General features: G+C 28.0%; 15 protein-coding genes. 1 reads left to right on the forward strand and 14 read right to left on the reverse strand.

The features are described 5' to 3' along the window. Positions 1–49: 49 nt before the first annotated feature. From coaBC to dapF, 5 genes are all read right to left on the reverse strand, one after another. On the reverse strand, positions 50–1,249 hold the full coding sequence (coaBC, locus tag NWE74_RS08290) for a bifunctional phosphopantothenoylcysteine decarboxylase/phosphopantothenate--cysteine ligase CoaBC (protein WP_258242742.1): 1,200 nt from the start codon (positions 1,247–1,249) through the stop codon (positions 50–52). Between the two features lie 5 nt (positions 1,250–1,254). Continuing rightward, a complete protein-coding gene (gene rpoZ / locus NWE74_RS08295; RefSeq protein ID WP_092726142.1) occupies positions 1,255–1,521 on the reverse strand; it encodes a DNA-directed RNA polymerase subunit omega in 267 nt (88 codons plus the stop codon). Position 1,522: 1 nt separating this feature from the next. Further along, the gene (gmk, locus tag NWE74_RS08300) at positions 1,523–2,140 is read right to left on the reverse strand and encodes a guanylate kinase (RefSeq protein ID WP_258242743.1); all 618 of its coding nucleotides are present in this window, start codon (positions 2,138–2,140) and stop codon (positions 1,523–1,525) included. A gap of 71 nt (positions 2,141–2,211) precedes the next feature. Further along, positions 2,212–3,093 carry a YicC/YloC family endoribonuclease gene (locus NWE74_RS08305; RefSeq protein WP_258242744.1) on the reverse strand — a complete coding sequence of 294 codons (882 nt, stop codon included), beginning with the start codon at positions 3,091–3,093 and terminating at the stop codon, positions 2,212–2,214. A 5-nt stretch (positions 3,094–3,098) separates the two neighbouring features. Beyond that, entirely contained in the window at positions 3,099–3,932 is an 834-nt protein-coding gene (dapF, locus tag NWE74_RS08310) for a diaminopimelate epimerase (protein WP_258242745.1), read from the reverse strand. Between the two features lie 190 nt (positions 3,933–4,122). On the opposite strand from dapF, the gene NWE74_RS08315 reads away from it, so the two are divergent. Beyond that, the gene (locus tag NWE74_RS08315; RefSeq protein WP_258242746.1) at positions 4,123–5,895 is read left to right on the forward strand and encodes an Rqc2 family fibronectin-binding protein; all 1,773 of its coding nucleotides are present in this window, start codon (positions 4,123–4,125) and stop codon (positions 5,893–5,895) included. Between the two features lie 47 nt (positions 5,896–5,942). Here the strand turns inward: NWE74_RS08315 and NWE74_RS08320 are convergent, their stop codons facing one another. From NWE74_RS08320 to trpS, 9 genes are all read right to left on the reverse strand, one after another. Continuing rightward, positions 5,943–6,962 carry a BMP family lipoprotein gene (locus tag NWE74_RS08320; protein WP_258242747.1) on the reverse strand — a complete coding sequence of 340 codons (1,020 nt, stop codon included), beginning with the start codon at positions 6,960–6,962 and terminating at the stop codon, positions 5,943–5,945. Between the two features lie 325 nt (positions 6,963–7,287). After that, positions 7,288–8,535, reverse strand: a complete 1,248-nt coding sequence (locus NWE74_RS08325; RefSeq protein ID WP_258242748.1) for a uracil-xanthine permease family protein — start codon at positions 8,533–8,535, stop codon at positions 7,288–7,290. Positions 8,536–8,637: 102 nt separating this feature from the next. Beyond that, positions 8,638–9,171, reverse strand: coding sequence for a bifunctional pyr operon transcriptional regulator/uracil phosphoribosyltransferase PyrR (gene pyrR / locus NWE74_RS08330; RefSeq protein WP_258242749.1), 534 nt, complete (start codon positions 9,169–9,171; stop codon positions 8,638–8,640). Positions 9,172–9,407: 236 nt separating this feature from the next. Then, on the reverse strand, positions 9,408–10,319 hold the full coding sequence (locus NWE74_RS08335; RefSeq protein ID WP_258242750.1) for an RluA family pseudouridine synthase: 912 nt from the start codon (positions 10,317–10,319) through the stop codon (positions 9,408–9,410). Beyond that, positions 10,319–10,771, reverse strand: coding sequence for a signal peptidase II (gene lspA, locus NWE74_RS08340; protein ID WP_258242751.1), 453 nt, complete (start codon positions 10,769–10,771; stop codon positions 10,319–10,321). The genes NWE74_RS08335 and lspA overlap by 1 nt, the downstream gene beginning before the upstream one ends. A 66-nt stretch (positions 10,772–10,837) precedes the next feature. Continuing rightward, positions 10,838–11,614, reverse strand: coding sequence for a polysaccharide deacetylase family protein (locus NWE74_RS08345; RefSeq protein ID WP_258242752.1), 777 nt, complete (start codon positions 11,612–11,614; stop codon positions 10,838–10,840). A gap of 25 nt (positions 11,615–11,639) precedes the next feature. Continuing rightward, the gene (locus tag NWE74_RS08350) at positions 11,640–12,140 is read right to left on the reverse strand and encodes a TraR/DksA C4-type zinc finger protein (RefSeq protein ID WP_258242753.1); all 501 of its coding nucleotides are present in this window, start codon (positions 12,138–12,140) and stop codon (positions 11,640–11,642) included. Between the two features lie 16 nt (positions 12,141–12,156). Then, positions 12,157–12,540 carry a DUF5665 domain-containing protein gene (locus NWE74_RS08355; RefSeq protein ID WP_258242754.1) on the reverse strand — a complete coding sequence of 128 codons (384 nt, stop codon included), beginning with the start codon at positions 12,538–12,540 and terminating at the stop codon, positions 12,157–12,159. A 154-nt stretch (positions 12,541–12,694) separates the two neighbouring features. Continuing rightward, positions 12,695–13,705 (reverse strand): tryptophan--tRNA ligase, encoded by a 1,011-nt coding sequence (gene trpS / locus NWE74_RS08360; RefSeq protein ID WP_258242755.1) that lies wholly within the window; start codon positions 13,703–13,705, stop codon positions 12,695–12,697. Positions 13,706–13,718: the final 13 nt, after the last annotated feature.

The raw sequence follows: 13,718 nt of genomic DNA on the forward strand, positions 1-13,718 counted from the left end.
TTTTAACTATTTGATTTAATAAAAAGTAAGCATCTATTTTAATAGATGCTTACTTTTTAATTAGTTCATTGACTTTATCTAAAATTACATTTGCTACTTCATCTTTAGTCATTTTTGGATATTCTGTTATATGACCTTCTTTATCTATAATTTTAACTATATTAGTGTCTACTCCAAATCCTGCACCTTCTTTAGTTAAATCATTTGCTACTATAAAATCTAAATTTTTCCTTTTGACTTTACCTTTAGCATTTTCTATAAGGTCATTAGTCTCAGCTGCAAATCCAACTAATATCTTATCTTTTTTTATCTTACCTATTTCATATGCAATATCTTTATTTCTGTCTAATTCAATAGATAAATCATCATCTGTCTTTTTTATTTTTTTATCAGAATAATTTTTAGGCTTATAATCTGCTACAGCTGCACTTTTTATTATGACTTGATTTTCATCCATATTATTAAGCACTGCATTATACATATCTTGAGCACTTTCAATTCTGATAAGTTTTTTTAGATTTTGTGGTGGTGTTAAGTTCGTAGGTCCTGATATTAAAGTAACTTCAGCTCCTCTTTTTATAGCTTGAGCTGCTATTGAATAGCCCATTTTTCCAGTTGATCTATTACTTATAAATCTCATTGGATCTATGCTTTCCATAGTTGGTCCTGCTGTTATTATTATATTTTTACCTTTTAAATCCTGATTTTGAGTTAGTAAATTTACAACTTCATTAACTATAGTTTCTGGAGTTGCTAACTTTCCTTTTCCAGTATCTCCACAAGCTAGTCTTCCACTTTCAGGATCAACAAAATTATATCCTAATTCTTTTAATGTACTTATATTTCTTTGAAGAATAGGATTTTCATACATGTTAGTATTCATAGCAGGAGCTATCAATACCTTTCCTTTAGTAGCCATAACTGTTGTTGTAAGCATATCATCGGCTATACCATTAGCTATTTTTCCTATTACATTTGCAGTTGCTGGTGCAATTAAGAATACATCTGCCTTTTTAGCTAAAGATATATGTTCTACATCCCAAGTTTTAGAATCTTCAAACATATCACAAACTACATAGTTTTGACTTAATGATTGAAATGATAAAGGTGCTACAAATTCTGTTGCAGACTTTGTCATTATCACATTAACATTTACACCTAGTTTTCTTAATCTACTTATTACATCTAAACATTTGTATACAGCTATTCCACCACTTACACCTATTACAACAGTTTTATCCTTAAACATGAGAATTACTCCTGTTCTATAGTTTTTTGTTGTTCTTCGTGATGTCTAGCTTCCTCTACATCTATTTCTTCTTGAGTTAATAGTCTATAAGTTATTTTTCCATCAGCAACTTCTTGAGTAGCTAAACTAACTGGCTTAGTCTCTTGCTTTTTATTGTAGATATAAAGTTCTGAACCGTCTATTATTTCTCTTGCTCTCTTTGCAACAGTCCCAACTAAATAGTATCTGTTGTCTATTCTGTCTAATACTTCATTGATTGATGGTTTTAACATATTATAATTCCTCCTTGAATTTTGCTATTATATTATTTTTATATCTGCTAACTTTGTTTTTTTCAGATAGTATTATACTCTCAACTTCTTTAGCTGATTTAGCTACATCCTCATTTACTATAAAATAATCATAGTTAACAATTTGATTTATTTCTTCAAATGCACAACTAAATCTTTTAGTTATTTCTTCTTCTGTTTCTGTTCCTCTTCCAACGATCCTGTTTTTTAATTCATTTAAAGATGGCGGCAATACAAATATAAATACACCCTCTGGGTAAACTTCTTTTATTTGTCTAGCTCCTTGCATTTCTATCTCTAATATTACATCTTGCCCATTTTCTAGGCATTCTATTATAGCAGCTTTTGGAGTTCCATAAAAGTTATCATATATTTGTGCATACTCTAAGAATTCTCCATTTTTTATCATACTTTGGAATTTTTCTTTTTCTAAGAAGAAATAATTAACTCCATCAACTTCACCATTTCTTGGTTTTCTAGTAGTTGCCGATACAGATAATTTTATTTGATCATTTTGTTTTAATAGTTCTTTACATATTGTACCTTTCCCAGCTCCTGACGGTCCTGATACAACTAATAATAGCCCTTTTCTTTTAAGCATTACTATCTTCCTTTCTCAATATACAAGTGTTTATCAATGAAATCTATTTATATAGTTTTTGATATTCCATATTATTCTATGTTTTGGATTTGTTCTCTTATTTTTTCTAGTTCAGACTTAACTTCAACTACTAAATTCGTTATATTTAAATCCGATGATTTTGAACCGATTGTATTTGTTTCTCTATTCATTTCTTGAATTAAAAAATCTATTTTTCTACCTATTGATTCATTTTTAACTACAGTATTTTTAAGTTGTTCTATATGACTCTTAAACCTTACTATTTCCTCTGTTATACTACTCTTATCTGCATATATAGCAACTTCTTGTGCTAATCTATTTTCATCTACTAAACTTGGATTTTCTAGTATTTCGCTTATTCTTACATTTAATTTTTCTTTATAGTCAATAACAACATTATATGAGTATTTTTCAATTTCTTCAATATAATTTTTAAGAAGATCACATCTCATTATAACATCTTCTGCTAATTTTTTACCTTCTTCGCTTCTCATTTCTTTTAATTTTATTAAAGCTTCTTCTAAAGCACTCTTTAGCATAGACCATAAAAGGTCTTCATCTTCTTCTTTTTCCTCACTTCTTACTACATCAGGGAACTTTGCAACATTCATTACACTTATATCATCTACTAAATCAAATTTATCTTTTATTTGTTTTAGTATTCCTACATATTGACTAGCTAATACTTCATCAAGCTTTAGGTTTGCATCTTCATTTCCTAATACTTCTAACTTTATGTATAAGTCTACTCTTCCTCTTTTTACATAGTCTTTTATTAAGTTTCTTGCTTTATCTTCTAAAAAAGATATCTTTCTAGGTAAACGAATATTTATATCTGCATACTTATGATTTATAGTTTTACACTCAACTAAAAAATTATAATTATCATTTTTATATTCGCCTCTACCAAAGCCAGTCATACTTATAGCCATATTTATTATACCTCCAAAAGTCCTTCGCATATTTTTATAGAAGGCCCTGTCATATAGACAAATTCATCTTCTATATCTATTTTCACACATCCACCTTGTGATGTTACGTTTACGTTTTTATTAGTTTTTCCTAGATAGTTAGATATTATAGCTGAAGCTGTCATACCCGTACCACATCCTAAAGTATATCCACAACCTCTCTCCCAAGTATCAACAAATATATTATTTTTATCTTTTATTTTTACAAAATTCACATTTGTTCCTTCAGGAAAAATTTCATGATTTTCTATTAATCTACCGTATTTATTTACTTCGCATAAATTTATATCATCTACAAAAACTACCGTATGTGGTACTCCCATTAACATTGAACTTATTTCGAAATTTTTTTCATTAAATTTTAATATTTGTTTTATAAATATTGGTTTATCTGAAATTACAGGAATGTCCTTACATGAAAAACTTCCATTTCCCATGTTTACTCTTATTGTTTCAATTTCGTTATTTTTCAAATTAATTTTAATATTTTTAATTCCATCTAGTGTTTCTACATCAAAATTATCTTTACTAACTATATTATTGTCATAAACAAATTTAACAAAACATCTTAAACCATTTCCACACATTGATGCTATAGACCCATCAGAATTATAATATAACATTTTTATATCTGCTTTGTCTGATTTTTTTACTATTAAAAGGCCATCTGCTCCGACTGAAAATCTTCTATGACATACCTTTCTTGCTAGGTCAGAATAATATTTTAAGTCATTATTATTAAATCTTTGGTCAATTGCAATAAAATCATTACCTATTCCATGTAACTTCCAAAACTTCATAATATCGCCCCTTTTAAATTTTAAATCTCTAACTTAATATTATACAATATATTACTTAGAAAAGGAAATCATATAATATATAATTTAAAATATTTTTATATATGTATTAGTACTTAATCCTATTCACAACACAGATATTATGTGTAATAATTAACTTAAAATGATTTCATCTAAGAAAGGAGCGATTATTATGGCTTTAGATGGTTTAGTTATACATTCTATTGTAAATGAACTACATTCAAAATTATTAGGTGGTAAAATAGATAAAGTTTATCAGCCTGAAAATGATGAAGTAGTTTTACATATAAGAAATAATAAACAAAATTTTAAATTAGTACTAAGTGCTAGTGCCTCTAACCCTAGAGTTTATATAGCTAATGATTATAAGAAAGAAAATCCAATTAATGCACCTATGTTTTGTATGTTATTTAGAAAACATATTCAAGGCGGAAATATAGTAAATATATCTCAAGTAGGTTTTGAAAGAATTATAAAAATAAGTGTAGAATCTTTTGATGAGCTAAAGGAAAAAACTACAAAGGATATTATAGTAGAAATTATGGGACGACATAGTAATATTATACTTACGCATTCTTTAGACAATAAAATCATAGATTCAGCTAAAAGAATTCCACCTAGTATAAGTAGAGTTCGTCAATTATTGCCAGGTTTAACCTATACTTTACCTCCAGAGCAAAACAAATTAAGCCCCCTTAATGATATTTCTTTACAAGACTTTACAAATACGTTAAAAGATTTTCAAGGAAATATTTTTAAGTCGATTTATTCTAAATTTTTAGGAATTAGCCCAATTATTGCCAAGGAAATTTGTTTTAGAGCTAAAGTCGATGAAAAAACTGATACTATAAATTGTTCTGATGAAATATTTAGTTTAATATATAGGGAATTTTTAAATTTATTCAAAGATGTTAAATCAAATAATTATACACCTTGTATGTTTATCGATGAAAGCATTGATAGAGTAATTGACTTTAGCTGTGTTAATATAAATCTTTTTAGCGCATTATCATCTGTGAAAGATGATAGCATGTCTAAAATATTAGAAGATTATTATAAAACAAAAGATATTAAGGATAGAATTCACCAACGCTCTTCTGATTTAAGAAAAAGTATTTCTATTAAGCTAGATAGACTTTATAATAAATTAAAAAAACAAAATGAAGAATTACTTGAATCTGAAAATGCTGACTCATATAAAGTTTATGGCGAGCTTATTACATCTTATATATACATGATAGAAAAAGAAATGGAAAGTATAGAAGTTGATAATTTTTATGACCCTGAGTACAAGAGTGTAAAAATTAAATTAAATAAAAATCTTACTCCTTCTGAAAACGCTCAAAAATATTTCAAAAAATATACTAAAATGAAAACTGCAAAAGTAGAAATAAATAATCAAATAAAAATTAGCGAAGAAGAAATTCATTACTTAGAAAATATTCTTTTAAGTATCGAAAACTGTGAAAATTTAGCTGAATTGCTAGATATTAGAGAGGAATTAGGTAAAGTTGGATATTTAAAATCTCAAAATAAGTCAAAAAAAGAAACTAAACTTACTACTAAGCCTCATGAATTTATAAGCTCTGATGGCTTTAAAATATTTGTTGGTAAAAACAATAAGCAAAATGATCACTTAACATTAAAAGTAGCTGACAACAACGATATATGGCTTCATACAAAAAATATACCTGGATCTCACGTTATAATAAAGTGTGAAGGAAAAGAAGTATCTGATGAAACTTTATTTGAAGGAGCTATGCTTGCTGCTTATTTCAGCAAATCAAAAATGTCAGCTCAAGTGCCTGTTGATTATACAAAGAAAAAAAATATTAAAAAGCCTAATGGTGCAAAACCAGGCATGGTAATATATGAAACTAATAATACTATTTATGTAACACCTACAGAGGAGTTAGTTGCTAAATTAAAGATGAAGATAAACTAAACCCATAAAAAAACTCTTAATTAAATTAATTAAGAGTTTTTTATCATCTATTTAGTTAATTTTTTATATTCAACTTCATTTTTTGGAACTTTTATTTCTCCATTTTTTATTTTTTCAGATTCTTTTTCTACGATTTTCATTACATTTTCTGGTATATGTTTATCTGAATTATCAGCCATTCCAACTGCACCTTCTTTTAATCCATATACTTTTTCAACCCCACCTTTATATTTACCTTCAACTAACTCTTTAGCTAAATCATAAGATGCTACATTTAATTTTTTTATAGCTGATGTTATTACATTCTCTGGTGCTAAATCACTTTGGTCTCTATCAGCACCTATCGCTAATTTATTATTTTCTTTTGCTGCTTCTATAGCTCCTGTTCCAGCATCTCCAGCAGCAGATAATATTAGGTCCACATTTCCTGCATACATTTGCTTAGCAATTGATTTACCTTTAGCTTGATCACTAAATGAGTTAGCGTATTGCTCACTTACTTTTACATCTTTATTTGCAGATTCTACTCCGTATTTAAATCCATATTGATATTTAACAACACCTGGAGCTGGTAATCCGCCTATGAATCCAACATTTTTAGTTTGAGTCATATTTGCTGCTATTATACCTGCTAAATATGCAGCTTCTTGCTCTTTAAAAGTTACTGGTACTACATTTTCTGGTATTTTATCGTATGTTTCATCCATTAAGGCAAATTTTTGGTCTGGATAACTTCCAGCAGCATCCTTTATAGAATCTTTTAATTGATATCCAACACCTATTATTAAATCCATATCTTCATCTACTAATGTTTCTATATTTTGTATGTAATCTGATTCTTGTTTAGATTCTAAATACTTTACATGTATTCCAAAATCTTTCTCAGCTTTTTTTAATCCTTCCCATGTAGATTGATTGAAAGACTGGTCATTTATACTACCCTCACCTAGTACAATACCTACAGAAAGCTTATCTGCACTTTCTTCTTTTTTTGATGAGCATCCTGTTAATAATGATGCCGATAATACTACTGATGCAGTTACTGCCATTAATTTTTTAAACTTCATAATTTTCCTCCTATTATGTCATTTATGAACTTTAATTTCAGTTTATTTTTTTTCGTTCGTGACAAATTCTTATTTTACAAGAAATTTTTAAATATGTCTACAGTTTTTTATTTAAAAATTTATCTTATTAAATTTTCCCCTTATATTCAATATTTATTCGAAAATACTCTAGAAAAATTTTACTATATTTTTTTCAGCTAAGTTTCTATTCTAGTTAAATTTATTAATATTTTTTAATTTATACTTTATATAAATTAAAAAATATACCATAATAGGAATTAATTGATTTATTGAATAAAAAAAGACTTATAAATATAAGTCTTTTTTATACTGTTCTTGTTTGAGCTTTTATAGCTTGATTAGATTTTTCCTCTTCTTTGAAATCTTGATTATTAAGTACTCTATTTAATACAATCCCAACTATAGCAGCTAGGCTTAATCCTGTTATAGTAACTGTTTTTGTTATAGGTATACCTATAACAATTCCTTTATTACTTAAATACGTCGTTCCTAACCCTATTATCATTATTATAGCTATTATAATTATATTATTTTTATGTTCAATACAATTACTATCTTTGACTGTTTTAAACCCTACAAAAGTTATCATAGAGAATAATAATATACTTATTCCACCCATAACTGCTCCTGGTATACTTTGTAAGAAACCTCCAAATTTACCTATACATGCAAGACATATTGCAAGCACTGCTGTGCGTCTAAGTAGTGATGGATCATAATTTTTAGTTATAGCAAGTACTGCTGTATTTTCTCCATACGTAGTATTCGCTGGACCACCTAAGAAACCAGCTACTATTGTTGCTAATCCATCGCCTAATAATGTTCTATTTAATCCTGGGTTTTCTATGAAATTTTTACCTACGACAGCTCCATTTGTAGTCATATCACCTATATGTTCCATAAATACAGCTATAACTACTGGTGCTACTATTACGATTGCTTGTAAATTAAACTTTGGTAATGTAAATTTCGGAATTTCAAATAAACTTGCTTGAGCTATTGTATTTATATCGACCAATCCTAACGATAATGATATTAAATACCCTACTATTACTGCTACTAAAATTCCTATTTGCTTTATAAATCCTCTACCAAATTTGTTTATGCAAAGTGCTATCGATAATGTTATTAAAGCAACCACTATATTTCCAGATGCCATATCAAATGCAGTTGGTAATAGGTTTAATCCTATAACGCCTATCATTGCTCCTGTTACCTGAGCTGGGAAATATTTTTTAATTTTATCTACACCTACTATTTTTACAATAAATGACATAAGTACATATAAAATACCTGCTACCATTATGCCACCTTGTGCATATGCTAAATCTCCATTAAAAGCTTCTTTGGCTGCTAATATTACTGGAATAAATGCGAAACTTGATCCTAAGAATACTGGGACTTTTCCTTCTGTACAGAAGTGGAATATTAGTGTTCCTAACCCAGCGCAAAATATTGCTACTGATGGGTTAAATCCTGTTAATATCGGAACTAAAACTGTAGCTCCAAACATAGCTAATAAGTGTTGTAAAGACATTACTGTTTTTTTCATAAAAAACCTCCCAAATTTTTATTTAGGGAGAAATAATTCTCCCTTTTTCAGTCTCTCTGTACTGAATTAAAAGGTACTATAAATTCTTTATAGTATATGTGTTTATTCGTTTATTGTTACTGAATCTTCTTCATCAGTTTCTGATAACTTAACTGATATTATCTCATGTTTAGATGTTGGAACATTTTTACCTACGTAATCTGCTCTTATAGGTAATTCTCTATGACCTCTATCAACTAATACTGCAAGTTGTATGGCCTTTGGTCTTCCTATATCCATTATAGCATCTAGTGCTCCTCTTACAGTTCTTCCTGTGTATAAAACATCATCTACTAGTATTACTATTTTATCATTTATATCAAAATCAATGTTTGATCCATTTAATACTGGATCTATATTTATTTGTTTTAAATCATCTCTATATAAAGTTATATCAACTTCGCCTGTATTTACATTGCTACCTTCTATTTGTTCTATTTTATTAGATATTCTATTGGCTATAGGAACTCCTCTAGTCTTTATTCCTACTAGTACTATATCTTCTATACCTTTGTTTTTTTCTATTATTTCATGACTTACCCTTGTTATAGCTCTCGCTATTGCTTTTTCATCCATTAATTGGGCCTTTTCTCTCATGCTTGACCTCCTAGTGTATTTAAAATTATTTTAATTTTTACATGGTAATATGAAAAGCTTCTTATCATAAGACAAGAAGCTATAATATACTTACTTTATTTAGGGCAGCCTTAAACAAATTAGTTTATGTTTTAGCTTTCCTAATGCTTTTGCCTTATGATATCTCTGTATCAATTAAAGGTACTATTATTTTATATTGTTTATATTATATATTTATATTTTATTTTTTGCAATACTTATTTTAACTTATTGATAATATGCTTAAAATAATTAGGTAATTCCGAATCAAATTCTACATATTCATTTGTAGATGGATGTATAAATCCTAATTTCTTAGCATGTAATGTTTGCCCGTTTGTTTTAAATTTATTATTTTTAGGTCCATACACTGGGTCTCCTAATAAAGGATGGTTTATAGATAGTGCATGAACTCTTATTTGATGTGTTCTACCTGTTTCTAGTCTAGCTCTCATATGAGTAAAATTTTCAAACCTTTGAACTACTTCAAAATGAGTTACTGCATTTTTGCCTCCAGGTACTACTGCCATTTTTAATCTATCTTTAGGATTTCTTCCTATAGGCTTATTTACTGTTATTTTATCCTCTTTAACTACACCATGACATATAAATTCATATTCTCTTGTTATAGAATGGTCTTTTAATTGTTCTGCCAAGCTATTATGAGAATTATTATTTTTCGCTATCATAAGTAAACCTGATGTATCTTTATCAATCCTATGAACTATGCCCGGCCTAATAACACCATTTATAGAAGATAATTTATCTTTACAATGGTATATAATTGCATTTACTAAGGTATTTTCATAGTTCCCAGGCGCAGGATGTACCACCATATCCTGAGGCTTATTTATAATTAATACATCATTATCTTCATAGACTATATCTATAGGTATATCTTGTGGTAAAACTTCTAATAACTTTGGTGCTGGTATTTCTATTATCACCTTATCATCTTCTTTTACCAAATATTTTGCTTTTTCTTCTTTTCCATTAACTTTTACTTTTTTGTCTTTAATGATTTTTTGAATATAACTTCTTGACATATCTCCAAGTTGTGATGACAGATAAACATCTAATCTATCTCCCTCTTCATCCTCAAGAACTAAAAATTCTCTTATTTCGTCCATTACTTCACCTGCTTTTCTTCATCAAAAAATATTATATATATACATAGCATTATAGTTCCTACCACTACAAAAACATCAGCTATATTAAATACATACTCCCATATAAATCTAAAATCAAAATAATCTACTACAAAACCTAGTCTAACTCTATCTATCAAGTTACCTATAGCACCCGATATTATAAGTATAATACCTGTTTTTCCTAATATATTAACCTTCTTAGTATGTAAGTAATACAAACCAAAAATTGATGCAGCTAATGCAACTATTATAAATATAGTTTGATTATTTTGCAACATACCAAATGCAGCACCTCTATTTTCTACATATGTAAGATGAAATACATTTTGTACTACGGGTATGCTTTCAATCTCTTTTAAAGATTTTAATGCCCACACTTTGGATAACTGATCTATTCCTATTAGTAAAATTATTATTAACTCATATAACAATATATTTTCCTCCCAACTATTTATATATTACTATTATACAAAAAAAAGCTTCCTAATTGGAAGCTGTTATTTCTTATTTTGTGCAGGATGATCTTTATCCATATGATCAATTAATTGTGATACAGTTACAAACTTATATCCCATTTCTTTTAGTTTAGGTATCACAACATCTAACGCTTGTATAGTTTGTGATTTAGAATTTCTTAAGTTATTATAATCATGTAATAAAACTATATTACCATTTTCAACTTTAGAAGTTATAGTATTAACGATATAATAAACACCAGGATTTGACCAATCTCTTGGGTCTAAATTAGACCATAGAATAATATTCATGTCTTTTGCTTTTACAATACTGCACATGTCTTTGCTAATAGCCCTATATGGTGGTCTAAATAGCTTTGGTTCTTTTCCTATAACATTTTTAATAGATTTTTGTGTATCATTTATTTCTTTGTCAATTTCTGCATAACCTCTTTTTGAAACATTAATATGTGTAAAAGTATGATTGCCTATTTCATGACCTTCTTCATATTCTCTTTTTAAAATTTCAGGATTCCAGCCTACCTTTTCTCCTACAACAAAAAAAGTAGCTTTTACATCATATTTCTTTAATATATCTAATATTTGAGGGGTAAAATCTTCATCTGGTCCATCATCAAAAGTTAAAGCTATTACTTTCTCATCATCGTTACCCTTTTTTATAATAATATCCTCATAATCATTTACTATATCTTCTTTTAAATTTAAAGCCTCTTTAACTTGGTTATCTTCTTTGCTATACGAGTATAGACCTATTACCAATAGCGATAACACCGATACTACATATAATATTTTTTTCATCTAAAACTACCTCTTCCCTTATTTATCAGTCTCTATCAGATTCATCATTAGGTATTTTATTCATTTCATTTAACTCTAATAAAACATCATCATAGAAACTAGAACCTCTATTTATAAGATTTTGATTTTCATTTCTACTTGTAAGGTGTCTATCTGGTTGGTTTTTCGCGCAGCAACTGCATAGATTAGTTTCTGGAAGTATATCTAGCCTATCTTCATCTATATTTTTATGGCACTCTTCACATATTCCATAAGTTCCATTTTCTATTTTGTATAAAGCATTTTCTATATCATTTAATTTTCCCTGCTCGTGTATCGTCAAACTATTTTGCATATCTTGCATAAAAGTTTCAGTTCCCATATCAGCTAAATGATTGTCATAACTTGATAGTTCAGAAGTAGTATATTTTTCACTAGTATGTTGTGTTGTATCTCCAAATAAAGTATTATCTTGCATTTCCTCTATTAAGCTAGTTAACTTTTTCTTCTCATTTAATAATTCATTTTTATATTTATTTATATTCATATATATTTCCTCCTCATTATTTTCTATATTGATCTACAATATTTAGTAATTTTGCTATATATTCTCCTATTACAGGTAAATCAATCCAACTACCTAATAAATAAAACACTACACCTGCTAAAAAAGAAAAACCTATTGCTTGCCCAAATCCTTTTCCCAATCCAGCTACAAAATTTATTAAAAAGAGCCTTCTCTTACTATCAGTTAACATCATATATTCTCTAATACGGCTTCTTTCTATAATAAGCATTAATCTTTCTAAATAACGCCTTATCAACCCCAAATCTTCTGCAGTTCTATCACATAGATTAAATTCATTCATAGCTTTATCAAGATCTTTCATGCTTATTGGATTTTGTTGATCTAGATTATTGTCCTCTCTATGCTTAATATGTATCACATCCTTTTATAAGGCACTTTTCATATAAATATTATGTGAAGTTTTACTTATAAAAATACAAAAGGATTATACCTAAATTAAAAACCTTAATTTTGGTATAATCCTTTTAATTATAAATATTAACTTTTTTATTTAAATTCAACCTGTACGTTTACTATCTAGGTAAATATTTTCTTTCTATTAATCCAACTTTTTTATATACTTTTCTTAAAGTCTTTCTTGCTTGCCTTTCAGCTTTATCTGCGCCAATTGCATATACTTGCTCTAAATAATCCTTATTATTTAATAAATCATTATATTTTTCTCTTATTGGTCTTAGCGATTCTACTATAACTTCTGCAACATCTTCTTTAAATACACCATATCCTTTACCTTCATACATAGAAACTAATTCTTCTATGCTTTTATTTCCAAGTTGAGAATATATTTCTAATAAATTTTTTATACCAGGTTGCTCATCAGTATAATTTATAATCCCTAATGAATCTGTTACACTTCTTTTTATTTTTCTTCTTATAGCATCCGCATCATCTGCTAATAAAATAAATGCATTTTCATTTTCATCTGATTTACTCATTTTTTTAGTAGGTTCTTGTAAACTCATTACTCTACCAACTTCTTTTGGTATGAATGGCTCTGGAACTTTAAATGTAGGTGAGTATCTATTATTAAATCTACTTGCTAAATCACGAGCTAATTCTAAATGTTGCTTTTGGTCTTCTCCTACTGGTACTAAATCTGTTTGATATAAAAGTATATCAGCAGCCATAAGTACTGGATAAGTAAATAAACCTGCATTTAAATTAGCTTCACTTTTTTGTGATTTATCTTTAAATTGAGTCATTCTACTTAACTCACCCATATAAGTCATTGTGTTTAATATCCACATAAGTTCAGTATGAGCACTTACATGAGACTGTATAAATATAGTATTTTTTTCTGGATCTAAACCACAGGCTAAATATTGCGCAAGTAATTGCATTGTATTAGCTCTTAAATCCTTAGCTTCTTGTGGAACTGTTATAGCATGTAAATCAACTACACTATAAAAACAATCGTACTCATCTTGAAGCTTAGTCCAGTTTTGAATAGCTCCTAAATAATTACCTAATGTCATTTTTCCTGAAGGTTGCGCTCCACTAAATATAATTTTCTTTTCACTCATTATCTTCACGCTC

Origin of the sequence: Romboutsia lituseburensis (assembly GCF_024723825.1) — a bacterium.
GTDB lineage: Bacteria > Bacillota > Clostridia > Peptostreptococcales > Peptostreptococcaceae > Romboutsia_F > Romboutsia_F lituseburensis_A.